Origin of the sequence: Bdellovibrio bacteriovorus HD100 (assembly GCF_000196175.1) — a bacterium.
GTDB lineage: Bacteria > Bdellovibrionota > Bdellovibrionia > Bdellovibrionales > Bdellovibrionaceae > Bdellovibrio > Bdellovibrio bacteriovorus.
Genome location: NC_005363.1, coordinates 946,730 through 970,014, shown reverse-complemented (window position 1 = coordinate 970,014; position 23,285 = coordinate 946,730). Strand labels below are relative to the sequence as shown.

Genomic DNA, 23,285 nt, shown 5'->3' with positions numbered 1-23,285 from the left:
AAATGTTAGACCGAATTACCCCCAAAAGGTACCTGCTTACTTTTTCCGAAGCGTCGCGGCGTAAGAGTTTAATTCAGCGTCAGTTGGAACGATTTTTCCGAGTGGTAGGTGACGCGCCCCAATTTGTCGCCCTTGATCGGACGGACAAAACGGCATTCAACGATCACGACCGCCACTTTTTGACCGACCATCAGGGATTTGGACGACAGGGATTCACGGGCCACCCAGGCGGCGACCTCCTGCACTTCGGCCGGAGTGATTTCCTGATCGCGCTGGCGATGGATGATGGCGTGGGCACCCGGATAATCCTTTAGATGCAGCCAGTAATCCCAAGCTTTGGCCTGCCGAAGCAGAGCCAGATTGTCAGCGCCGGACTTCCCGCAGTAGGCCAAAGCACCTGAAGCCAGGTGCAACTTGCGTCCCCGAGCCTCGGCCTTTTTCATCAGATCCACCAAAGCGGGCTTGCTTTGTTTTTGCGAATACCGCGTGGCCTCAAGCTTCTGGATTTCAATCAAAAGTTCATCCAGACGCTCGCGAGCACCCTCTTTTTTTCCGACCATTTGTTTGGCCTTGGAAAAGCAGTGCTCAATGTTCCAGCTTAAGGACTGCCTGCGATCCACACATGACTGCAAATCCTCGGGCACCTCGAGTGTGCCGTGGGTTTTCAAATACTGACCGGCCTCGTACCACAAAAGTTCACGATCGCTTTCGATCTGCTTTTGGATTTCACTTAAGGCCTTCCGTTTTTTCTCCAGATCCTTCTGTTTCTGTTTTTCCCATTGGGCGACCGGATCCAGATTCGTTGGTTTTTTGCCGCCGGATTGTTCTGCCAGCCACTCTTCGTGAATGGCGGCCAGATCGCGGGGCTCGGGGGGATTTTCCACCACCGGCGCCGCCGACAGATCCAACGGACGATCCCAGGCCACTTGCTTGCCGTGAGCTTTGACGATCAGATTGCATTGCTTTGGAATCAGACGAATTTCAAGTTCGCAGTCCATCGTGGCATTCTTCAACTGCAGACGAACCACACGGCCGAAGGCCTCTTGCACCGCCATGGAAGTGACATACAAATTGCGCCCGTGGGAGTTCAGGAAAAGACTGACCGGCTTGGTTTTCGGGCCCTTTTTAAACGGACACTGATCCTCGAAAAGCAGCAGCATCGGGGTGTTTGGCACAAGGTCCAGTATCATCCAATACATGGTTCCGCGCAGATGAAAACCCAAAGCCAGACCTCGGTCATTAACCAGCACGTCCTGCAGCTGTGCGCCGTCCAAAATTGGAGCAAAATAAGAGACAAAATGCTGGAGTTCTTGCTGTGTCAGGGCCTTCATTGGTCCAAGTCTCTCATCCTTTGGGCCAAATTTCTATGGGTGATGCTCAGGTTCGAAGAAGGAAAACCGATATTTGAAGGGTATGAACACAGATATGCTGCTAAAAATCGTAGAAACCCAGCTTCAAGAAACCCAGAACATGCGCGAAAAGACGCCGGACTTCATCCGTAAGGTCGTTCATCTTTACACGCTGCAATTGATGAAAGTCGGCTCGATTCCGATGGAATTCATGGAAGATGTGCTGACAGACATTGAAGCTGAAGCCATTGAAATCTACCGCAAAAAAACCTACGGTTTTTTAACTTTGGAAGAATACCGCAAACATAAATTCCGTCAAAAAGACGACAACTAGTCACCCACAAAGCGAACTGAAAAGTTCGCTTTTTTATTCTTCGACTTTCTCGATCACAGCAAAATACAAAGGACCAAAACCACACTGATCGGGCATGTAAGCCACACCCAGTTCGGTTCTCTCTCCGCCCACACCCACAGGTGCTTCCAGCAACTTCACCGCTGATTTTTTCTTTTTCAAAAGTTTGCGAACGACATCGTCATTTTCTGCCGGGCTGATCGAGCACGTGGAATAAACGATGCGCCCCCCGACTTTCACCGCCAGAAAGGCTGCCGCCAGCAATGAATACTGCCGTGCCGCCAGATGTTCGGTGCGACGGGGGCTCCACTCGTCTTGGGCTGCCTGATTTTCCAGAATATGGCGCTCACCTGAACATGGGGCATCCAGCAGAACCCGGTCAAAGCTGCCGGGCTCTTTCAAACCAAACTGCACCCCGTCTTTGCCAGTCACCCACACCCGATTGCGCACTTCGCGCGGCACATACTGCTGAATGACTTTCTTCAAGCGTTCGCGACGCTCCGGCGAAAGGTCATTGCAGAAAATCTCACCCTCGCCCCCGAAAGATTCAATCATCACCAGACTTTTCCCACCCGGGGCCGCGCACATATCCAAAAGACGATCACCCGGCTGCACGTCCAAGGCCCGCGCCACCATGACGCTGGCCGGATCCATAATATAGATATCCAGCAGTTCATCCGAATTGCGCTCGGGCTGACAGCCATGAGCCGGCGTCAACCAATGACAGCCAGGGAGCTCGGACTTCTCAGGGAACTGAGACCAGGATTTAGTGCTTTTATCGGATGGGCTCCACGCGTTCACCCGGGCAACTTGTTGTTCACGGGTTTGCAGGGCAGCGAAGAGGCCCGGCCAGCGGGAACCATAGACTTTTTCAAAATGACGATAAAAGGGATGATCGGTGTTCATCCCCCAAATTTTACTTTCGGATCGGGAAAGAGCAAATAAATTCAGATCCCTGGTCGACAATACTCTTCACCGCGACCGTACCACCGTGACTTTGCATAATATGCTTCACAATGGCCAGACCAAGTCCGGTGCCCCCGGCATCGCGGGTGCGGCCCTTGTCGATGCGATAGAAGCGCTCAAACAGACGATCCAAGTGTTGCTCAGGAATGCCCTGCCCGTCGTCGATCACTCGCAAAATTATGTATTCTTTGATATCGCGTTCCCAACGAATCTGGATGGTCTTGCCAGAGGGAATGTATTTCACGGCATTGGACACCAGATTGCGCAGAACCTGCTCCACTTTGCGGGCATCTGCCAAAAACGGTGGCACATCGCCGTTCACGCGGATGGTGATGTTTTTTTCCGCCGCCATCACGGCCAGCTCTGACACCACATGCTCAGAAATCGCCAGCGGATGAATCATTTCAAGCTTCAGCTCGGAATTTGATGCCTCCAGAGTGTTGATGCTAAGCATGTCATTCACCAGATCCATCAGACGGTCGATATTACGAGAAACAATATCCAGGAACTTGCCGGCCTGCTGAATCTGGCCGGTTTTTACGTCCTCTTTCAGTGTGTCGACATAGCCCTTGATGGACGTCAGTGGAGTGCGCAGCTCGTGAGACGCGTTTCCAACGAAATCCATGCGGATCTGCTCGGCCCGTTTCATCTCGGTGATGTCATGGAAGATCCCCACAACACCGTAAATCTCTTGCGTCTTTTCATTGCGGATCGGGTTCACCGACACGGCAAAGAAGCGGGGCTGATTGTCGATCAAGGTCGGAAGTTTCACGGTGAAACGCTGAACCTTGCCGATCTTGATGGTTTTGCCAAAGCCTTCCAAAACATCGGAAGAACGAATGGCGTCTTTCAATCGCAGAATCTGCCCGTTCAGAAGGTCGGACGACAGGAATTGCGCGGCAAATTGAGAATTAAAATAAAGAATCTTTTCATCAAGACTGACCGATACCAGGCCCTCGGCCACGGCGCTCATAAAGGCCTGGGATTCTTCCTGGGACTGCAGATAGCGCGCTTTGCGGCTTTTCATCTTGCGATGAATGCGGTCCAAAGCCAGTTCCAGCTCGGAAATGTCAGCGGTTTCATCGTCTGCCAGATCGTCTTCTTGTTCTTTCACCAGACTGCCGAAGGTGCGTTTGCTGGAAATGCGCAAAGCTTTCAGGATCACCCGGTGAATGGGTTTTGCAAAACGATAGGATGTGATGGCAGAAACAAGAATACTGAAAACAAAAAAATTCAGCAGGGCTTCGTTATAGACAAATGGACGAACTCCGTGGCGAACATCGATAACAGAAATGACCGCCAGATACAGACCATTGAAGGCCACTACCTGCCAAGAGAAGTAGCGCCAGTAAACTCGCCATGGGAATCGGATAAATCGCTTCATGCGATGTCTACTTTAACCCGATATCCAACGCCACGGATAGTCTCAATACGGTCTCCCCACTCCCCTAACTTCTTGCGTAATCCGAAGACGTGGGTGTCGATAGTGCGGCCAACCACATTAATACCCTCGCCCTGAATGTTTTCAATCAGTTGTTCGCGGGTCAAAACGCAGCCATGATTCTGCACCAGGGCCCCCAACAGCTTGAACTCGGACGGAGTCAAATGCAGAGGTTCGCCGTTATAGGAGATCTCGTAAGACTTAAAATTGATTTTAAGACCCAACAAGGACACTTCGCCATCATCCGCGGCCGGAGCCGCCGCCTGCACCTGGGAACGGCGCAAAAGAGCTTTGATTCGAGCAATGAAAACGGAAGGATTGAAAGGTTTGGTCATGTAGTCGTCGGCCCCTTTTTCAAGGCCGGCAACGATGTCCTGAGGTTCGGTTTTAGCGGTGACCATCAGTACTGAGGCACCGGTGTTTTTGGCTTTGATTTTATCTACGATGTCGACGCCACTCAAGCCCGGCAGCATCCAATCAAGGACGAACAAGGAATAGTTCTGGCGATTCATTTCGTTCAGGGCTTCTTCGGCGGAAGCACATTCGGTCACTCGGTACCCTTGACGAAGCAGGTGCAGAGCCATCAGCTCCCGGATTTCCTGCTCATCTTCCACCACTAGCACATGAACTGAATTATCAGCCAAACTTTCCTCCGTGTCGGACGTCCTTGCCGGTAAAGGCAAAGATCACGTCTTCTGCGATATTCGTCGCGTGATCTCCAAGACGTTCCAGATTTCTTGCAATCAAAATCAAATCCATGCCCGCTTCCACATCATCCGAGTGGGCTTTCATGTGCGCCATCGCGTCCTGGAAAACCTTGTTTTTCAGAGCGTCGATTTCGTCATCCATCAACAGGATCTTTTTGGCCTGCTCAACGTCACCACGGACGAAGCTGTCCAAAGAGCCCTTCACCATGCGGCCGGCGATTTCAGACATTTTCTGAATGTCGCTCAACTGCTGCTGGATGGGTTTGCGCCCAAGATAATCCTTACCGGAGTAAGAAATATTCACTGTCTGATCACCCATGCGCTCCAGATCGTTGTTGATCTTAAGAACGGAAATGATCAAACGCAGGTCTTTGGCCACCGGGCCCTGCTTTGCCAGTACGTGCATGCAGGCGTTGTCCACGCGGATGTGGTCTTCATTGATCAGTTTTTCGATGTCATGAACACCGCTGAACATGTCGACGTCACGGGACAACAAAGCCGCGGTCACCTGAGCCAGAGATTTTTCAACATGGCCACCCATCAGAAGAATCATTTTTTTCAGGTCTTCCAGTTGAATATCTATCGCTCTTTCCATGGTATCCACCTTTAGCGCTTGGCTTGATTTATAATGATTTGAAAAATAAAGACACCGCTTAACACGGCATCTCTAGTGATTCTAACAGAAACTTAACACACTCTAGAACAGGACCTGAGCGGCCAGCTCCAGCTTGGATCGCTCGCGGGCCCCGGGGGCGAATTCCTCACCGTATTTGGTGTGATCAACCGCCAAGGCCGCCTTAATATCATCCGTCACTTGATAGCCCAAAGCAAGAATCGCGGTCTGCAAATCCTTGCCGTCCTCACCAACGACAGGGTTCAGATAATCATAACGCACCAAAATCTCCGCCTTAGGCCCTGTATGCACCACAGCGTAAAGACTGGCACCCTCGCCCCGGACGGACTGGCCGCTGAGCGCCGTCACATCCACCCCGTCCGCCATCTCATAATCGCGAAGGGCGTCGGCCGGGTCCTTGGTGGCGAGGTACTCCAAAGCCACCATCCACTCGTCTTCTTTTTCGTAGGCCAAAAGCCCCTGGATGCGTTCCTTCAGGCCCACGTCGGCACCATAAAGATCGTAACTTCCACGGACATAACTCAAATTCAAAGACCAAGGGGACCACTTAAAGAACCGGGCAAAAAGTGTGAACTCTTTGTGCGGGCCTTCCTCTTTTTCCTCGGCCCCTTCCCCGTTGGTGAGGTTCAAAGCCCACTCGCCATAGTCATGCGGGAGCTGGGACATGAAGGACACGCCCAAATCGGAATAAGACAGGTACTTCCACTTTTCCGTCATAGACCAGGCGGTCTGCCCTAGGAAACGATATTGATAGTTCTCGTATTGAGCCTCTTGCCAGGTTTGTGGAATCAAGCCGGCGCGCAACGCGTTCATGCCTTCAAAGAAACTGACCAGATCCAAGTAGGCCTCGCGAACTCCGACATCAAAGCGATTGGGACTGATGTCCTTTTGTTCGGATCCTTCCATTGTCACAACCAAAAGGTTGTCCTCTTGCAGGGGGATATGAAGGTTTAAAAAAAGGGACGGAACTGCAAAAGCCGAGTTCCCGCGTTCACCCGTCGGCAGATTCCAGACAGAGGCCGTAGCGTCCAACTCGCCGGTCAGTTCGATCTCAGAAAGAGCCAAAGCCTGCGTGGACGCAAAAAGTGAAAATAAAGAGCCAAGAACGATTTTTTTCATGTCTCTCATGCTGCCATCTTTATATACTGTTGCCAAGGAAAGGGAGCTTTACGTGTCACGTCGTATATCCGCCATCGATATCGGGTCCAACGCCATTCGTATGATGATTGCCGACATTCATGAGCAAGCTCCGTATCTGCATATCGTGAAGAAGTACCGGGCCGCTGTCCGACTGGGGCATGATGTTTTCACCCAAGGGGTGATCACGCCGGCATCTTTGGAAATTGCCAAGGCCACCTTTCAGCGCTATGCCCTGACCAACCGTGAACTGGGTGTGACCAAGTGCCGGGCGGTGGCCACTTCTGCCAGCCGGGAAGCGAAAAATCAGAAGGAGTTCGTGGACCTGATTTACAAAACCTCGGGCATCAAGATCGAGGTTATTGATGGCACTGAAGAGGGCCGTCTGATTCATCTGGCTGTTCGTAAAGAGCTGGATCTGGACAACAAAAAGTCGATGCTGATTGATATTGGCGGCGGCAGTGTCGAGGTCACGTTTTCGCAGGGACCGAAGATGATTGCGACCAAGTCGTTCCCGATGGGGACGGTGCGTATTCTGGAAAACCTGGCCAAAAGAAACCTGACTGAAAATCATATGAATATTATCATGGGCGAATTCATCGGTGCCCTGGGTGAGCATATCTATAAGAACTGCGATCACGACCCGGTGGATTTCGCCATCGGTACTGGCGGCAATCTGGAATGCCTGGGCCAACTGAAGGGTGAGCTTTTAAAAAAGTCTCCACAAACCTTCCTGACCCTGGCAGAACTCACCGAAATCATCGACCGCCTGCGCTCCCTCAAGGTCAAAGACCGCATCGAAAAACTGCACCTTCGCCCCGACCGCGCCGACGTCATCGTCCCCGCCGCCATGCTGGTGCAAACCATCATGCGCCAAGCAGAAACCGAAAAGATCCTGATCCCCAACGTCGGCCTGCGCGACGGCCTGATCTGGTCCATGCTCTGACCCTGATTCCCTGATTTCCGACCCTCGCCCCATCCGTTCCGCCACCACCACCCCCATTGCTTTTGGGACCCTCGCCCGCTTTGCAGCTATGGCTCTCCATCAAGGAGTTGCACATGGCAAAACACTTTTCTTTTGGCGGCGATCTTAAACATGACTTCAATGGAACCTCTTATGGAGGAGAACTTTCTAAAGGCAAACGACGAAGCCAGCGACCACTTTCGAATTTCGAACCGATTCATCTGGTATTAAAGAGTAACAAAGCCTTCGGGCGAAGGTCCCTTTTGCATCCTGCGAACAGGAAAATGCTTCTGAAATACACGCGAAGATTTGTATTTCGTTTCAAGGTGAGACTTTACAGCTTTGCCAATGTCGGAAACCACATCCATATATTGATCCACGTCCCTGATCGCAAAGCCTATGTCAGTTTTATCAGCGCACTGACAGGCACCATCTCTAAAATGATCTTCAAATCCGCCGGCATGTGGGACCTTCGCCCCTTCACTCGTGTCACCTCTATGGGGCGAGGGTTCGGAATTGTGCGGAAGTATATAGAAAGGAACGTCGAACAAGGGTTGATGGTGGTGGAATCCATTATGAAGAAAGATCCACTTTGGCGGCGGGCCGGATTTGATTCGGTGATTTGGTCCTGGGGATAGACTGGGGCGAGGGTCCCAGAACATGGGAAAGAGGAGGTAGAAAACTGACAGTGTGGTGAGTGAAATGTCACTGGTCCCGGAGTGAGACAGCGGTTTTAGCGTATTCGGTTTTAAGTCCGTCATAATTCAGATGGCGAAGCTTCTTTGGCACCGCTCTTGCCTTTATTCATAGTGAGACAACTTTTTTAAAAGGGGTTCCTATGAAGTCCGCAAAGTCTTACATGAATGTTCTGGCCATGAGCTTTATCGCCACGACTCTTGCCTTTGGTGCGTCCTCGGCCCATGCCTTCGACATCCCCCTAAAAGCCAGTGACATCAAGACTGTGGCAAAACCCGCTTCCCAGAAAAAATCCAAAACAGTCTTCCTGGCTGTTGACGGACTTAGCTACACAGCCTTTGCAGCCGCCCAAAAACAGGGCCTCTTTAAAGAATTCCCCAGCTTCGGCGCACACGTGGCCCCGTTCCCATCCATGACCGACCTTTCCTGGGCAACGCTGACCCACACTTCTGAAATCTTCGGTGCTGCTGGACGCATTAAATCCGTTGAAGCCACCTACTTCGATGAGTCCTCCCAATCAATCCAAGGCGACCCACGCGACTATTACCGTCGTTTGGCTTCCCCTAAATACTACATGGGTGCATTTGAATCCTTCTTCAACCCTTACGTAGAAGCTCTGATGTATTTCCCGACCGAGGAAGTTCCGAAACTTGAAATCAAAACTGTTGTCGATGAACTTTCTGCCGCCAAATCCAAACCCGTCCTGACGGGCTATATCGGAGCCATCGACTCCACCGCCCACACACAAAAAGACCGCCTGTTCCCGGTCATGAGAATCCTGGACGCGGAAATCAAACGACTGATCAAAAACTTCAAAGACAAAGGTGAAGACTTTGAAGTGGTTCTGGTATCCGACCACGGCAACATCGGCCGTTTCCAGGAAGGCTCCGCTGAAATGGAACTTTTGGGCGTTGATATCGGTGAAGTTATCACTCGCGCTGGCCTGAACAACGTCCAACAACTGAAAGACTCCAAAGACGTCGCCGTGCCTTTGATGGCCCTGGGCACCTGGGGTCCGGTATATCTGAAAGACCGCAAACAAATGCCTCGCCTTATTGAGGAATTCAAAAAGGCGAACTGGTTTGACATGGCCGTTTACATCAACCGCAACAACGCTTCAGACACCCTCATGACCGTCGAAACCTCCACCGGTGGGGCGAAGGTCCAATATGACAAGAAGAATGGGTTGTATTATTACTATCCGGAACAAGGGAATCCTTTGGATATTCCTAAGGAGTATCATTCCACCAAGTCGGCCCCAAAGGCTATGAAAGCCGATCAGCTTTTAAAAATCACAGCCCTCACTAAATATCCGGATTCTATCTTCCGCCTGATCGAATCAGCTTCTGAGCGCAATTTTGATTTCCCTGACTTCATTCTGACCCTGAAAGATGGGCACTACATCAAGTCGGCATTGGGTGGTTTCACTAAAATGTACCGCACCCACGGTTCATTGACGGCGGCCTCCAGCTTCGGCCTGGTGGCTTCCACAAAAAGAATCATCCCGGGCCAGATGCGTTCCAAAGACATCCTTCCATTCTTCAATATCAACGCCAAAGACCTGTTCGGTGCCACAGCTCAGCGCCACGAAAAATCCGGCCGCGAAGCCCTGCAGGAGGTCAACATCAACTCCCGTCGTGGTGTTGAGACTCAAGCCAAAGACCTTTCCCAAAAGCGCATCTTCCAACACCTGACCAGATTCGTGTCTGACACGCGTCCTTACTTCCTGGTGTCTGAAATCAAGAGCTTCATGGATGCCTTCAAGTTTGATCCATTCAAACAACCAGGTTCCAGCTCTATGAGCCCGATGAACTTTGACATCTCCAAGTTCGACGTCAACACCATGATCAGCCCAGAAGACATCGGTGCGGTGACGGATGCGGTCCTGACTGCAGGTTCAGTTGAGAACCTGATGAACGATCCGCGCATCGAAAAAGTAAAAGCCAAAGTCGGCATCCTTCAGGATACCAAAACCGCAAACCTGGATCTGAAAACCACCGACCTGACTTCCGGTGGTATCATGGGTGACATCGCGAAATTCGTGCTGCCAGCCAAACGCGCCGTCATGAAAATGTACCAGCTTCCCTACCTGCTGGAAAAATCCATCGTGGTTCAGGAAAAACCATTCCTGCCGGAAACACGTGACATGGTCTTTGCGAAAAACTGGGTTTCCACCAAAGAATCCCTGAGCGCCTCCTTCGCCAAACTGACTGACGTGAAAAAAGCGACTAAAACCAGTGCCGCAGAACAACTGCTGAAAGAGACCATCAAGGAAGCAGACCTTGAGGACCGCATCTATCCAACACCACTGACGAAGATCTACAACTCCAAGCTGGAAGACGTGACCTTGGTGTATGTTCCAGGCATCTATAACAGCATCTTCGACAAAGAGATCTTCTCTTTGGGTCTGAATGCCCTGCAGGACGATCTGGGTCTGCGTGTGATCCAGCCGCCAGTGGAAAGCACATGCTCCAGCGACCTGAACGCCGACATCATCATGAACTACATCCGTGACGACTATAAAATGCGCTTGCAGCGTGGCCACAAGGCTCCTCGCTATGTGTTCCTGGGCTATTCTAAAGGTGCGGTGGATACACTTCATGCTTTTGTTAAAAATCCTAGCTTCGTATCCACATACGTAAAAGGCTTCGTGTCTGTCGCGGCTCCATTGCATGGTTCCAGCATCCTGAACACGACGGACGTTCCGTTTGCCCTGGTTTCCGCCCTGTCTGAAAACCAAGGTCCGGAGATCTGCCAGACTGAAAAAACGGCTTCCAAGTCCATTTCCCCGACGGCGATGGATTCCTTCTGGAGAAAGAACGAAAGATCTTTGATCGGTCTGACTCGTTACTTCTCTGTGACCTTTGAAAGTGATCCTGAAGATTCTCACATCTTCATGAAAGCCACTAAAATCATCGGTCAGTTCGAAGAAAACAACGACGGTGTTGTGACGGTGTCTTCTTCCAAGTTCCCGGCGCGCCTGAAGGCTGTGGACATGGGCACCATCAAAGCCGATCACCTGGCTGGTATTTTGTCTTCCCGCTTCAACCAAAAAGCCTTCATGAAAGGTCTGGTGACGGCGCTGGCTGAAGCCAACATCACTGATGACAAGGCCAACCTTGAATGGAACTCCCGAGTGATCCTGTCTGCGGCAAATGCGACTCCGATCAAGAACCGCGCTTACTTCTCTTTGAGCAAGCCGGGCGTGGCGAAGGTCATGCACCTGGGTCACGAAAACCTGGTGGACTTCCTGCCATACGGAAACTCTTACGAGCTGAACCGCCAGGCACTGCCAGCGATCGTGGATCCGGCGGACAGCTATGAAGTGAAAACGAAACTGCCACAATCCCAGCTGCGTTACGATCCGTATGCAGTTCTGGACGTGGCGAAGCTTCCAGATGTCATGGCTGGGGTGAAGGTATCACCTGCAACCAAGTCCAACATGCCTGAAGGCATCAACATCGAGTACCACCACCAGAACATGGTCCACTTCCGCATGGATCACCAGTTCAACTATGAGTCCCGCACTCCGGGTGGCATGGATGACAACAAGGATTCCGGTTACATCACTGCTGAATTTAACGGTGAAAAAGACTGGGCTGCCATGAGAAGTAAAAATAACTCCATCCGTCTGACAACGATGGCGTACAGATTCTCTCCGGCGGAATTCTCGACGATGGATCTGAAGCTGGCCGTTACCAAAGGCGTTAAAGGCGCTGACCCGGTGAAAGGTAAAACCGGCAAAGATGACTCTGCCTTCCAGGTTTGGTTCACAATCCGTGACGGTAAAGCCAACGGTGACCGCACTTTGGTGGATCCTAAGAACGACAAGGTGATCTTGTTTGGTTACTACTGGGGTGACGAAGTGAACGGTGAAGTTCGTCAGGCTGGTTCCGTGTATGAAAACTGGTATTCCAACAAAAACATCGTGGTGGCGACGCTGCCAGAAGCGAAACAACTTTTGTTGAACAACCAGGACATGTTGGGTAAAGCTCAGAACTATAAGCGCAACCTGATGGCGGACCTGAAAAAAGCCTTCTCGGACAGAAATGTGAATGACTTTGAAATCGTGGCCATCACGATCCAGCACGACTCCAACGACGCCGAAGACTCTTCCGAGGCGTTCTTCAAGTCCCTGAAATTCACACCTTAATCAGCCAGGAATTTGGGCGGGATCGAGTACAAAAGCTGTGCTCGGCCCGCTTCGGCTGACGAAAAAGACTCCAGCTCAAGACCGATAATGCCGCTTTTCTTAAGATCAATAAAACTCTCGGCCTTCAAAGACAGCATATAACTGGCAAAAACGCTCAAGTGCGGCTCATGGCCGACAACGGCGATGCGTTTGTAATTGCGCCCCTGCACACGCAGCCATTTCAAGAACGCCTGCGGAGGACTGTGCGGCACCAACTCAGGTGCCTCGACCACTTTGGTTTCATAGTAAATCTGCGAGATGATCTCGGCCGTCTGGCGCGCACGGGTCAATGGACTTGAAACAATCAGGTCGATTTCCTTCACATAATCACGCAGGTTTACGCAGACCTTCTGCATGCGCTTGCGACCCTTCAGGGTCAGCGGACGCAGGTAGTCCTCCTGGCCCTTTTTGGCGAACTCTTCTTTGTCTTCAGCCACTGCGTGACGGATAATGATCAATTCCACTTAGGCCCTACTCCGAATTTGAACTGGTGGATGAACTGGTATTTTCATCCACAAATGTAACCCGGGCTTTCGCAATTTGCATCAGGGTTTGATGCAAACCGACATCCTGCGAGTTCTGACGTACATAAGTCCCATCGGACTTCATTTCCCAGGACTGGCGTTGCTCTTTCACACACAAACTCAGGATCTCCCAGCACTTTTCTTTCAAACTGCGATCCAGAATCGGCACAATGGCCTCCACCCGGGCATGCAGATTGCGATACATCCAATCGGCAGATCCCAGATAGAACTCTCCGTCCACCGGGTCCTTTTCCCCGTTGCGGAAATAGAAAATGCGTGAATGCTCCAGGAAACGACCGATGATCGAGGTCACGCGGATGCGCTCACTCATGCCCGGGACCCCGGGACGAAGACAGCAGAAGCCCCGCACGATCATCTCGATATCAACCCCTTTTTGCGAAGCCGCGTACAGGGCCACAGCAATGTCGTTTTCTTCGAAGTTATTGAATTTGGCAATGATCTGCGCCGGACGACCCGCTTTGGCGTGTTCGGCCTCGCGTTCGATCATGGACTTAAAGCGCGAGAACATATTCACGGGCGCAATCAGCAGATTCTGATAGTTGCTCTTTAAAGATCTTCCCGTCAGATAATGGAAAAACTCCACCACATCATTGGTGATTTCTTCACGCGCCGTCAAAAGCCCCAGATCCGTATAGAATCGCGAAGTCGCCACGTTGTAATTTCCCGTCCCGATATGGCAGTAACAGCGCAAGCCCTCTTGCTCCTGACGAACCACCAGCGCGGTCTTGGCGTGAGTCTTCAAACCAACAACGCCATAAACCACATGCACGCCGGCATTTTCAAGTTCAGTGGCCCAATAGATATTGCGCTCTTCATCGAAGCGCGCCTTCAGTTCCACCAGACACACGACCTGCTTGCCCTGTTCGGCCGCACGAATCAGTGAGCGAATAAAGGGGCTGTTATCACCGGTGCGGTACAAAGTCATCTTGATCGCCAGCACCTTGGGATCTTCACTGGCCACACGAATGAACTTTTCCACCGAAGCCGCGAAGCTTTCATAGGGATGATGCACCAGCTGGTCCGCCATCTTAATGGCGTTAAACATCCCGTGCCCGTCTTCGGCAAATGCGGGCGCCACCACCGGAGTGTAAGGATCAAATTTCAATTTCGGCAGATTTACATCCGAGATCACACCCAAGTCTGTGAAATCCAAAAGACTGGAGGTCTCATAAATGTCCTCTTCAATCAGCTCCAGTTCCTCCATCAGGAACTTCAGCATCCACGGATCCGGGTGCGGCCCGTGCTCCAGGCGCACCACTTCGGCAAAACGGCGCTGGCGCAGTTCTTCCTCAATGGCTTCCAGCAAGTCTTCCGCATCTTCCTGATCCTGGTCCGAATCGGCATTACGAGTCAGTCGGAACGGCATCACTCCCAGCACCTGCATGGCCGGGAACAGATCCGCCAGATTTTCCTTGATCACATCCAAAAGACTGATGAAGCGATAATCCTTGCTTTCAGCATCAGTACGAATCCACTGCGGCAAAACTTTGGGGATTTTCACCCGGGCAAAGAGCTTTTCTTCACTTCCGGGATGTTTCAGGGTCACTCCTAAAGAAATCGACAGATTCGAGATGAACGGGAATGGATGTCCTGGATCCACCGACAGCGGCGTCAGTACCGGGAAGACATTGCGGTTATAGTACTTTTTGACACTTTCTTTTTCTTTGTCAGAAAGGTCCTTCCAAGAAAGCAGATGGATGCCTTCTTTTTCCAGAGCAGGCTTAAGCACCTTGTTGTAGGCATGAGCCTGATCCTGAATCATCGGAATCACAAACTGACGGATTTCCTGCAACTGATGCATCGGTGTTTTTCCGTCAGACGATTTGGCGGAAACACCATAGGCCATGTGACGTTTCAAACCGCCCACACGTTTCATAAAGAACTCATCCAGATTGGATCCGGAGATGCTTAAGAATTTCACACGCTCCAACAAAGGATTGCGAGCGTCCTCGGCTTCAGCCAACACCCGTCTGTTGAAATTCAGCCAGCCGATCTCCCGGCTGGAGAAAAGACTTTCAGATGACAGAGGATGTTCGACAACCTTCGGCTTGCGTGTAGATTTCTTTTTCGATGTGCGTTTCGGCGAAGCCGCTTTGGGCGTGTTCAAAAGAATCCTCCTTGACTCCTAACTCTCTTATTTCACAATAAAGCGACTTCTTTAGCAATGTCTTACCAGGAACAACGACATGCAAAATACTCCAAAAGAATGGTCGCTCATTGAGCGCATCCGTTATCGGGTCCAGCGTCAAAATGATCACACCAAAGTACCGCTGGGTGACGACGCCTTTGTTTTCAGGAATTATCCTGGCTACTCGGTGATTTGCCAGGACATGATGGTCGAGGGAGTTCACTTTGAACTCGACTATTTCAGCGCCTTTGATCTGGGTTACAAGTCGTTGGCGGTGAATCTGAGTGACATCGCCGCCATGGGGGCCCTTCCCCATTTTGCGCAAGTGTCCCTGGCCCTGCCTAAAAAACTAAATGAATCTTGGCTTGACGACTTCTACAAAGGCATGACCAGTTTGGCTGATGACCATCACATGCAAGTGGTCGGTGGTGATCTGGCGGCGTCTCCGGACCGCCTGGTGGTGGATGTCAGTGTGCACGGGTCTTGCGAAAACCCGCTGACCCGCAAAGGCGCAAAGCCCGGCGACCTGCTATTGTGTAGTGGACCTTTGGGGTTGTCTTTCACTGGCATGACCGCTTTGCAGAAAAAACTTTCCGGCTTTGATGACGCCAAAGAACGGCATCTGCGTCCGAAGCCCCGCCTGGATCTTGTGGCCAGTCTGCAAAAACAGCACACCCGCATTCATGCCCTGATGGACTGCAGTGATGGCCTGGTGAATGATGCCTTGCAGTTGCGACCACCGAATGGCGGTTTTCATCTTTTTGCTGAGAATCTCCCCTTGCACCCAGACAGTGAAAGCCTTGCCGTGGATCTGCACTTGAATCCACAGGACTTTGTTCTTTGGGGTGGCGAGGATTACGAACTTCTCATGGCGGTCCACCCCGAGGACTATGAATATTTCCCGGAATGGAAGATGATTGGACAATTCACAGAAGATCCTCGCGTCTTTGTGAGTCACCCGGATCACCATGAGGAGATTAAAGAGTTCAAAGGCTGGAAGCACTTCCCAGGCTGAAATTTCTCAAATCGAGACAGCCCTTTGGCTTCAGAAAGACCGGCAACGGGCCGAAAAGTACAGCATGACAAGTCTTGCTCGCTATCACGGCCGATCACCACGCTACATTCTCAACACTGAGGACGAGAGCCTGGTTCGCGTGGCGGGCCCCAAGCAAGTCCCTTGGGAAGAAGGCACTGAGATCAAAAACGTCTCTTTGACGGGTTTAGCTTTCACTGCGCCGGATGATTTGTGCCCACTTCTGGGCGAAGTCGTGAAAATCCAGTTCACCCCACCGGGTTCACGCCAGATGGCGTGCTATGGAATTGTCACACGACTTGAGAACATCTCGGACTCACGCATGCTGGTGGGCATTCACTTCTATAAACTTGAAATGCAGCAAAGAATCGTACTTGCCCAGGGTCTGGCGCGCAAATTCAAAGAAAGCCAGGAACGCGGTCAGATCGATGATATGCTGAACCGCCCGCGCAGCTCGGTCAGCTTTGCCAACTTGCCACAACTGGTGTTGATGGGCCTTTTGGCGACGTTGTGGTGCGCGACGGTCTGGGCACTTTTGCGCTTTGAGTATTCCGGTCTTTATAAGATGCTTTTAAGCCTTTTCTCTTAGGCGAAATAAACTTCCTTCAAACGTTTGTAGGCAAAGTCCATGAAGCGCTTAACCTTCTGGGACGTTTCTTTCGTGTCGGGTGAAACCAGACTGACAGAGACTTCATCTCCGCGCAGATTTTTATGAATCTGAACCATGCGGCCGTCACGCAATTCATCCTTGCACAAAAACTCGGGCACAAAAGCATACCCTTTTCCCAGACGAGCCAGATTCAGAAGCATTTCCGGATTGTTCGCGGTGACGATCGGATTGGTTTTCAACGTCAGACGTTTTCCGTCAGAAGACCTAACAACCTCAAGCTTTGGCTGCTGGGTCAGTCCCAAGAATGGTGCCGCCGCAAGCTTTGTCAGATCTTCCCCCACACGGTAGCGCTCCAAAAAGCCCGGGGACGCCACCAGCAAGTTTCGCACGGTGCCGATCTTACGCGCCCGCAAAGAGCTGTCTTTCAGGTTCCCGATGCGGATCCCCACATCGACTGATTCCTTCACCAGATCCACATAAGCTTGAGTCAGATACAGATCAAATCGCACTCGCGGATACTGGCGCGTGAATTCATCCACAATCAGAGGAAGGTGTTTCACACCCATATCATCCGACGCCGTGACACGAATCACACCCGAGATTTCAGCGGTCGATTCACTGACCTCTCCGGTCAGGGTTTCAAGTCCTTCAATCAGACCGCGAGCGCGTTCATAATAAATGCGCCCCATTTCGGTCAGCTGGAACTGGCGCGTGGTGCGATATATCAACTGCACGCCCAGATCCTTTTCCAGGGCTGACAGCCTGCGGCTGACGCGGGACTTCGGTTGTTTCAAAACCTCGGCCGCCTTGGTGAAGCTGCCGCTTTGAACAAGTTTGACGAATGTGCGTATCTGATTGAGATCTAATTGTTCCATATACGCAACAGTATATTCCGAATATGTCACCTTTCGCAATAATCAAAAACGCACGATACTAATTCCGTTGAAACAACATAAAAGGAGAAATTCACATGAAAGCACTTATTCTTGGTTCCCTGGTTACCTTGGCTGGTATGTCCGCATTTGCAAAATCCATCCCGGCGGGTTCCTACAACATCGACCCGGCCCACTCAAAAATTGGTTTTGAAATTCCTCACCTGGTCATTTCCACGGTGGAAGGTCGTTTTGCTCAATTTGATGGAACTTTGGACGTGGACGCAAAACTTGAAAAGTCCAAAGCCAAATTGAACATCGAAGTGGCCAGCATCAGCACCGAAAACAAAGACCGTGACGATCACTTGAAAAGCCCGGACTTCTTTGATGTGGCCAAAAATCCTAAAATGACCTTTGTCACAAAAAGGATCACTGGCACACCGGACAATCTGAAAATTGTTGGCGATTTGACCTTGAAGGGTAAAACTAAAGAAGTGACTTTGGATGCCAAATACCTGGGTGATGTGAACGACGCCTACGGCAACAACAAAGTGGCATTCACTGCGACTGGCAAGATCAACCGCAAGGATTTCGGTCTGAACTGGAGCAGTGTTGTGGAAGCAGGTCCGGTTGTGGGTGATGAGGTGACTTTGATCCTCAAAATCCAGGCTGGCAAACCGGCTCCTAAGAAAGGTTAATATGTCAGTGATGCCTGTGCTTTTTATTGGTCACGGTTCTCCGATGAATGCTCTGGACAAGAACGCCTTCACAGAGACCTTGAATAAACTGGGTAAGTCCCTGCCAAAACCACAGGCCGTTCTTTCTGTCTCTGCGCACTGGGAGACAGAAGGAACGAAAGTTCTTTATCATCCCGACCCTCCCACGATTCACGATTTTTACGGATTCCCCAAAGCCCTGTTTGATATGCAGTACCCGGCGCGAGGCCCACTGAGCATCGCCCACGAAACCCAACGACTGCTGCCAAAGTCTGAGCTCTATGACAAATGGGGTTTGGATCACGGCACGTGGTCCGTTCTGGCGCACATGTACCCGCACGCAGATATTCCCACTTATCAAGTCAGCCTGGACGTGACCAAAACAAACCAACAGCATCTGGAGCTGGGAAAACTGCTGCGCCCGTTGCGTGACAAAGGTGTTCTGATCGTTGCCAGCGGCAACATCGTTCACAACTTAAGTTTGATTCAATGGAAAAACAAAGACGGCAGCTTCCCGTGGGCCGAAGAGTTCGACGGCCAAATCAAAGCCGCCCTGGAAGCACGCGACACCAAAACCCTCACAGCCTATGAAGCCCTGGGTGAAAGTGCCGCACTGAGCGTTCCCACGCCAGAGCACTATCTGCCCTTGCTGTATGCGTTTGGCGCCAGCACCGAGGAAGACCGCATTTCTTATCCTTACGAAGGGTTTGAAATGGGCTCCCTGTCGATGCGTGCGGTGATGTGGAGCCGTTAGAACATAGGCTTCGCAACCGCCAGCCAGATCGCGGCACTTCCCAACACTGAAAGCACGGCCATGTTGGTGAAAGTCCATTGTGGCTTCTTACGCACGATAAACGCCCAGATCCCCAACATCACCCAGATCGCGGTTTTAGCCCGGCCCCAGTTGGGAAAATTCGCCCCCATCGCCAGAGTCTCCACCAGCCCATAGGCGCTGGCAAAAAGCGCCAGCCAGGAAACTCCGTGCAGAGCATAGCTGAATTTTCTGAATTTCTGCGCCGGCCCCCCGATCGCCACCGCCACCAGCATGAAACCAAAACTTACAAACATCAGGGTCAGACTGATCAGATGGATCATCTTATAAGTAAAATAATTCACGAATTCTCCTTTAGGCACAAGCCAAGCGATTAAATTGCTTGCGTGATTTTTAGCTGATGCTACAACCTCAAGTTAACTTGAGGTCAAAACAAATATGGCTGCAAAAACCACAACCCCTGCCCTCACCACCACACTGTCGGTTGGCGAAGTCGCCGCCCGCAGCGGCATCTCGGTTCCGACGTTGCATTTCTATGAATCCAAAGGACTGATTAAAAGTCATCGCAACAACGGCAATCAGCGCCGCTATGACCGCTCGGTTTTACGTCTGATTTCAATAATTAAGATCTCCCAGCATCTGGGTATGAGTCTGGAGCAAATCAAAGATCACCTGTCATCGCTGCCGCAGGATCATACCCCGACGGCGACGGAATGGAAACGACTGACCAAGAAATGGAATGACGATCTAGAAGAGCGCATCAAATTGCTGCAGCTCTTACAATCGCAACTAGCCAGCTGCATCGGGTGTGGGTGCATGTCCCTTAAGGAATGTCCGTTAAGAAACCCGGAGGATCGCTACGGCAAAAAAGGGACCGGCGCACAACGCTTAAGAGAACAATGCCGGATATAAAAAAAGCCCAGCGGCCATGCCACCGGGCTTTTTTCTTTTAGGCCTCCAGGCCTTCCTCGCCAACAGCGGCGAAAGCTTGTTTGGTTTTCGCGCGAACCTCGTCACGCTTCTTGAACTTATCCATCAGCAGATACACCGCCGGAACTACGAACAAGGTCAGCGCGGTGGACACCACAACACCCCCGATAAGACAAATCGCCATCGGGCGCATGGTTTCGGACCCCGCGCCACGCGCCGTCGCCGACGGAATCGCCGCAGCCACCGTCGCGACGGATGTCATCAGGATCGGTCGAAGACGTGTCGGACACGCTTCAATCAGCGCATCCAGCGCCGCACTGGTCCCACGGTCACGGACGGTGTTGGTGAATTCAATCAGCAAGATGGAATTCTTTTTCACGATACCCATCAACAACAACAAACCAATCATCGAGAACATGTTCAAAGACTGCCCCGTGATCAAAAGTGCAAAGAACGCCCCGCTGAAGCTGAATGGCAGTGCCATCAGGATCGTCACTGGATCGATAAAGGAATTGAACTGGCTGGCCAGAACCATGTAGGCGATCACCAGACCCATCACCAAAGCAAAGATCAAGCTTTGGAAGGACTCCTTAAAGGTCTTGGAGCTTCCGCCCTGATCGATCATGTAACCTGGCTCCAGCATCTTTTTCGCCGCGTCTTCAATATAAGCCATGGCCGCCTGCTGGGACACCCCCGGCTTCATATTCGCCGTGACTGTGATCGCACGCTGACGGTTGGATCGCGAAATCGACTGCAAGCTGGAGGTTTGCACTTCTTTGGTCACTTTCGGCAACGGGATCAGGTTGCCTCGACTGTTGCCGACAAACAGAGTTTTGATCTCGCCCATTGGATCACCCTGATCCAGAAGCTTCAGTTTGATATCGTAACGGTGTCCGCCTTGTGGGTACTCTCCGGCTTTCACACCACCGATCAGCGCACTGACTGTGGAGCCGATGGAAGAAATGCTGACCCCGTGCTGAGCCGCCGCCAGGCGATCCGGCTGAACTTGAATCTCTGGCATACCCAGCAGATAGTTAGAATCCACATCGACCATCAGACCGCTGTCAGTCATGGCCTTCATCATGTCTTCGGTGTACTTCGCCAGCTTATCCCAGTCTGAACCCAGGATCGTAAATTCGATCGGATACCCACGACCACCCGAGAAACCCTGCTGCGACAGATCCATCAGGACCGGACGCATGTCTTCGATCTTGGAAAGATTCTTACGAGCCACTTGCATGAACTCCTGCTGGGACAGAACTTTCCCGGTCTCAGGGTCCTTGCCGCGTTCGTTCTTTTCTTTCATGGTGATAAACATCATCGTGACATTGGAATCAGAAACCCCGCCGCCAAAGCCGCCCAACGCCGCATACACCTGCTTGATTTCAGGACGGGACAACAGCCACTGCTCAGCTTTTTTGGTTTGCTGATCCGTGTACGCCAAGGATGTTCCCACCGGCATGATCAAACGGGCCATAAAGATGCTCTGATCCTGGGCCGGGCTCATTTCTTTGTTCAGGAACTTGATGGAAATAAAGGACACCGCCACAAACACCAAAGAACCGATCAACACCTTCCATGGGTGCTGCAAACTGACACGCAGCCAGCGGTCGTAACCAATGCGCGTGTTTTCCATCAGGGCCTCAAAGCCCTTGCCCAGTTTGGTTTTTCGTTCACCATGGTGAACGAAGCCCGCACAACGCATCGGTGTGATCGTCAAAGACTCCACCAGCGACAGGAACACGGCGATAGAGATTGTCACCCCGAACTGCATGAAGAACTTCCCGATGATACCCTTCATGAAGGCCACCGGCAGGAAGATCGCAATCACGGCCGCGGTGGCTGCCATCGCCGCAAACGAAATCTCGCGCGCTCCAAGGATCGCGGACTCGATACGCCCCCGCCCGTTTTCATTGTACCGGAAGATATTTTCCAGAACCATGATGGCATCATCCACGACGATACCGATTGCCAGGGTCAGGCCCAACAGCGTGAACGTGTTGAGCGTGTAACCCAGGAAATAAAGACCGATGAAGGCCCCAAGCAACGACGTCGGAATCGACAACAGCACGTTGAAGGTCGCCGACCAGCTTCCCAGGAACATCCAGCACACCAGGGACGTGAAAATCACCGCCAGAACCAAGTGCTTGTTCAACTCGCCCACGGACTGCTCGATGAACTTGGTGCTGTCAAAGTTCACCTGAAGATTCATGCCCGGAGGCAGAGTTTTTTGAATAACAGTGATTTGTTCTTTCACCGCACGCGCCACGGACACGGCATTGGTGCCACGCTGTTTGCGGATCCCAAGACCGAGCGCCGTCTTCCCGTTAAAGCGGGACATACGTTCAATTTTGTCCAGCCCCATGCTGGCATCGGCCACCTGGCGGATTTTTACCATGTTGGTCGGATCGGCCACAGTCACACCCGCACGGCGGCTGATCACGATGTTGCGGAATTCCTCTTCCGTTTTTGCCTCACCCATCGTGCGCACGTTGAAGGTTTTTTTGTCGGTCTGGATATAACCACCCGGAAGCTCGGAATGCTCATTGCGGATGGCATCAACCACGTCATTCACAGAGATATTATAACGAAGCAGATCTTTCGGGCGCACATGCACTCGCATCACCGGATCGGTGTAACCACCCAGGAAGATGTCACCGACACCTTCCACCGTCGTGAAGCGGTCCTTCAGATAGTCACGCGCATAGCGCATCAGGAATTCCGGGTCTTCTTTATCGTAAGTCAGGGCCAACCACAGAATGGGCTGATCATCGGGATTGGTTTTGGAAATGGACGGAGGATCCACGTCGTCCGGAAGCATTCTTTGAATGCCCGAGATTTTCGCCTGCACGTCCTGAACCGCCAGATCGATATTACGATCCAGGTCAAATTCCACCGTGATGCTGGCGCTGCCGGTTTTACTGCTGGATTTGATGGATTCGATCCCCTCCACCGTCATCAGTGAGGATTCAATCGGATCCACCACCTGAGTTTCCATAACTTCGGGAGCTGCCCCATCCAGGCTAACGCTCACCGTCACGGTTGGGAAGTCAACATCCGGCATCTGGCTGACGCCCATGCGAGAAAACGAAATCAGTCCGAAAATCATCAGACCGAACATCAGCATCCACGCAAATACAGGATTCTTAATAGAAATATCCGACAGTCTCATAAATACCCCTCTAAAGACCGAAACACTCTAGGCAATCCACCCCCATTAGTCATTAGGATTCCTATCAAC

20 protein-coding genes are annotated in these 23,285 nt (G+C 51.6%); 9 read left to right on the top strand and 11 right to left on the bottom strand.

The genetic code is table 11. The annotated features are described in order from the left end of the window. Positions 1 to 68: 68 nt before the first annotated feature. A complete protein-coding gene (locus tag BD_RS04705) occupies positions 69 to 1,331 on the bottom strand; it encodes a DUF814 domain-containing protein (RefSeq protein WP_011163556.1) in 1,263 nt (420 codons plus the stop codon). 82 nt (positions 1,332 to 1,413) lie between these two features. On the opposite strand from BD_RS04705, the gene BD_RS04700 reads away from it, so the two are divergent. Continuing rightward, the gene (locus tag BD_RS04700) at positions 1,414 to 1,683 is read left to right on the top strand and encodes a DUF936 domain-containing protein (protein WP_226987928.1); all 270 of its coding nucleotides are present in this window, start codon (positions 1,414 to 1,416) and stop codon (positions 1,681 to 1,683) included. A gap of 33 nt (positions 1,684 to 1,716) precedes the next feature. Here BD_RS04700 and BD_RS04695 read toward each other — a convergent pair whose 3' ends face one another. The 5 genes from BD_RS04695 to BD_RS04675 all read right to left on the bottom strand — a co-directional run bounded on the left by BD_RS04695 (position 1,717) and on the right by BD_RS04675 (position 6,568). Then, complete coding sequence (locus BD_RS04695; protein ID WP_011163554.1) at positions 1,717 to 2,607, bottom strand: RsmB/NOP family class I SAM-dependent RNA methyltransferase; 891 nt, start codon at positions 2,605 to 2,607, stop codon at positions 1,717 to 1,719. A gap of 10 nt (positions 2,608 to 2,617) precedes the next feature. Beyond that, complete coding sequence (locus BD_RS04690; RefSeq protein WP_011163553.1) at positions 2,618 to 4,051, bottom strand: sensor histidine kinase; 1,434 nt, start codon at positions 4,049 to 4,051, stop codon at positions 2,618 to 2,620. Continuing rightward, complete coding sequence (locus tag BD_RS04685; RefSeq protein ID WP_226987927.1) at positions 4,048 to 4,752, bottom strand: response regulator transcription factor; 705 nt, start codon at positions 4,750 to 4,752, stop codon at positions 4,048 to 4,050. Before BD_RS04685 ends, BD_RS04690 begins: the two co-directional genes overlap by 4 nt. Next, positions 4,745 to 5,410, bottom strand: a complete 666-nt coding sequence (gene phoU, locus BD_RS04680; RefSeq protein ID WP_038450995.1) for a phosphate signaling complex protein PhoU — start codon at positions 5,408 to 5,410, stop codon at positions 4,745 to 4,747. Before phoU ends, BD_RS04685 begins: the two co-directional genes overlap by 8 nt. Positions 5,411 to 5,512: 102 nt before the next feature. Then, a complete protein-coding gene (locus BD_RS04675; protein WP_157865789.1) occupies positions 5,513 to 6,568 on the bottom strand; it encodes a hypothetical protein in 1,056 nt (351 codons plus the stop codon). Between the two features lie 52 nt (positions 6,569 to 6,620). Here BD_RS04675 and BD_RS04670 point away from each other — a divergent pair, with 52 nt between their 5' ends. The 3 genes from BD_RS04670 (at position 6,621) to BD_RS04660 (ending at position 12,399) form a co-directional block, all read left to right on the top strand. Next, a complete protein-coding gene (locus tag BD_RS04670; protein WP_038452129.1) occupies positions 6,621 to 7,532 on the top strand; it encodes a Ppx/GppA phosphatase family protein in 912 nt (303 codons plus the stop codon). A gap of 113 nt (positions 7,533 to 7,645) precedes the next feature. Next, positions 7,646 to 8,188: a transposase gene (locus BD_RS04665; RefSeq protein ID WP_050792900.1), complete on the top strand. Its 543-nt coding sequence runs from the start codon at positions 7,646 to 7,648 to the stop codon at positions 8,186 to 8,188. A gap of 200 nt (positions 8,189 to 8,388) precedes the next feature. Continuing rightward, positions 8,389 to 12,399 (top strand): alkaline phosphatase family protein, encoded by a 4,011-nt coding sequence (locus BD_RS04660; RefSeq protein WP_011163547.1) that lies wholly within the window; start codon positions 8,389 to 8,391, stop codon positions 12,397 to 12,399. On the opposite strand, the gene BD_RS04655 is transcribed toward BD_RS04660, so the two are convergent. Further along, complete coding sequence (locus BD_RS04655) at positions 12,396 to 12,902, bottom strand: SixA phosphatase family protein (RefSeq protein WP_011163546.1); 507 nt, start codon at positions 12,900 to 12,902, stop codon at positions 12,396 to 12,398. The two genes, BD_RS04660 and BD_RS04655, sit on opposite strands and share 4 nt — an antisense overlap. 7 nt (positions 12,903 to 12,909) lie before the next feature. Next, on the bottom strand, positions 12,910 to 15,090 hold the full coding sequence (ppk1, locus tag BD_RS04650; RefSeq protein ID WP_011163545.1) for a polyphosphate kinase 1: 2,181 nt from the start codon (positions 15,088 to 15,090) through the stop codon (positions 12,910 to 12,912). 79 nt (positions 15,091 to 15,169) lie between these two features. Between ppk1 and thiL the strand changes: the two genes are divergently transcribed. Beyond that, positions 15,170 to 16,126: a thiamine-phosphate kinase gene (thiL, locus tag BD_RS04645; protein ID WP_011163544.1), complete on the top strand. Its 957-nt coding sequence runs from the start codon at positions 15,170 to 15,172 to the stop codon at positions 16,124 to 16,126. 64 nt (positions 16,127 to 16,190) lie between these two features. Then, positions 16,191 to 16,733: a PilZ domain-containing protein gene (locus BD_RS04640; protein WP_011163543.1), complete on the top strand. Its 543-nt coding sequence runs from the start codon at positions 16,191 to 16,193 to the stop codon at positions 16,731 to 16,733. On the opposite strand, the gene BD_RS04635 is transcribed toward BD_RS04640, so the two are convergent. After that, positions 16,730 to 17,629 carry a LysR family transcriptional regulator gene (locus BD_RS04635; protein WP_048349707.1) on the bottom strand — a complete coding sequence of 300 codons (900 nt, stop codon included), beginning with the start codon at positions 17,627 to 17,629 and terminating at the stop codon, positions 16,730 to 16,732. The two genes, BD_RS04640 and BD_RS04635, sit on opposite strands and share 4 nt — an antisense overlap. A 95-nt stretch (positions 17,630 to 17,724) precedes the next feature. Between BD_RS04635 and BD_RS04630 the strand changes: the two genes are divergently transcribed. Both BD_RS04630 and ygiD read left to right on the top strand, forming a co-directional pair. After that, positions 17,725 to 18,324, top strand: a complete 600-nt coding sequence (locus tag BD_RS04630) for a YceI family protein (protein ID WP_011163541.1) — start codon at positions 17,725 to 17,727, stop codon at positions 18,322 to 18,324. Positions 18,325 to 18,334: 10 nt separating this feature from the next. Beyond that, positions 18,335 to 19,096, top strand: a complete 762-nt coding sequence (gene ygiD, locus BD_RS04625; RefSeq protein WP_157865787.1) for a 4,5-DOPA-extradiol-dioxygenase — start codon at positions 18,335 to 18,337, stop codon at positions 19,094 to 19,096. Here the strand turns inward: ygiD and BD_RS04620 are convergent. Continuing rightward, a complete protein-coding gene (locus BD_RS04620; RefSeq protein ID WP_011163539.1) occupies positions 19,093 to 19,458 on the bottom strand; it encodes a hypothetical protein in 366 nt (121 codons plus the stop codon). The two genes, ygiD and BD_RS04620, sit on opposite strands and share 4 nt — an antisense overlap. A gap of 94 nt (positions 19,459 to 19,552) precedes the next feature. Here BD_RS04620 and soxR point away from each other — a divergent pair, with 94 nt between their 5' ends. Further along, positions 19,553 to 20,026 carry a redox-sensitive transcriptional activator SoxR gene (gene soxR, locus BD_RS04615; protein WP_011163538.1) on the top strand — a complete coding sequence of 158 codons (474 nt, stop codon included), beginning with the start codon at positions 19,553 to 19,555 and terminating at the stop codon, positions 20,024 to 20,026. A 37-nt stretch (positions 20,027 to 20,063) separates the two neighbouring features. Here the strand turns inward: soxR and BD_RS04610 are convergent, their stop codons facing one another. Next, entirely contained in the window at positions 20,064 to 23,216 is a 3,153-nt protein-coding gene (locus tag BD_RS04610) for an efflux RND transporter permease subunit (protein WP_011163537.1), read from the bottom strand. Positions 23,217 to 23,285 lie beyond the last annotated feature (69 nt).

Excerpts from the sequence above, each read along its gene's own strand:
- BD_RS04705 (WP_011163556.1), bottom strand. The coding sequence starts at position 1,331 with ATGAAGGCCCTGACACAGCAAGAACTCCAGCATTTTGTCTCTTATTTT.
- BD_RS04700 (WP_226987928.1), top strand. The coding sequence starts at position 1,414 with ATGAACACAGATATGCTGCTAAAAATCGTAGAAACCCAGCTTCAAGAA.
- BD_RS04695 (WP_011163554.1), bottom strand. The coding sequence starts at position 2,607 with ATGAACACCGATCATCCCTTTTATCGTCATTTTGAAAAAGTCTATGGT.
- BD_RS04690 (WP_011163553.1), bottom strand. The coding sequence starts at position 4,051 with ATGAAGCGATTTATCCGATTCCCATGGCGAGTTTACTGGCGCTACTTC.
- phoU (WP_038450995.1), bottom strand. The coding sequence starts at position 5,410 with ATGGAAAGAGCGATAGATATTCAACTGGAAGACCTGAAAAAAATGATT.
- BD_RS04675 (WP_157865789.1), bottom strand. The coding sequence starts at position 6,568 with ATGAAAAAAATCGTTCTTGGCTCTTTATTTTCACTTTTTGCGTCCACG.
- BD_RS04665 (WP_050792900.1), top strand. The coding sequence starts at position 7,646 with ATGGCAAAACACTTTTCTTTTGGCGGCGATCTTAAACATGACTTCAAT.
- BD_RS04660 (WP_011163547.1), top strand. The coding sequence starts at position 8,389 with ATGAAGTCCGCAAAGTCTTACATGAATGTTCTGGCCATGAGCTTTATC.
- thiL (WP_011163544.1), top strand. The coding sequence starts at position 15,170 with ATGCAAAATACTCCAAAAGAATGGTCGCTCATTGAGCGCATCCGTTAT.
- BD_RS04640 (WP_011163543.1), top strand. The coding sequence starts at position 16,191 with ATGACAAGTCTTGCTCGCTATCACGGCCGATCACCACGCTACATTCTC.
- BD_RS04635 (WP_048349707.1), bottom strand. The coding sequence starts at position 17,629 with ATGGAACAATTAGATCTCAATCAGATACGCACATTCGTCAAACTTGTT.
- BD_RS04630 (WP_011163541.1), top strand. The coding sequence starts at position 17,725 with ATGAAAGCACTTATTCTTGGTTCCCTGGTTACCTTGGCTGGTATGTCC.
- ygiD (WP_157865787.1), top strand. The coding sequence starts at position 18,335 with ATGCCTGTGCTTTTTATTGGTCACGGTTCTCCGATGAATGCTCTGGAC.
- soxR (WP_011163538.1), top strand. The coding sequence starts at position 19,553 with ATGGCTGCAAAAACCACAACCCCTGCCCTCACCACCACACTGTCGGTT.
- BD_RS04610 (WP_011163537.1), bottom strand. The coding sequence starts at position 23,216 with ATGAGACTGTCGGATATTTCTATTAAGAATCCTGTATTTGCGTGGATG.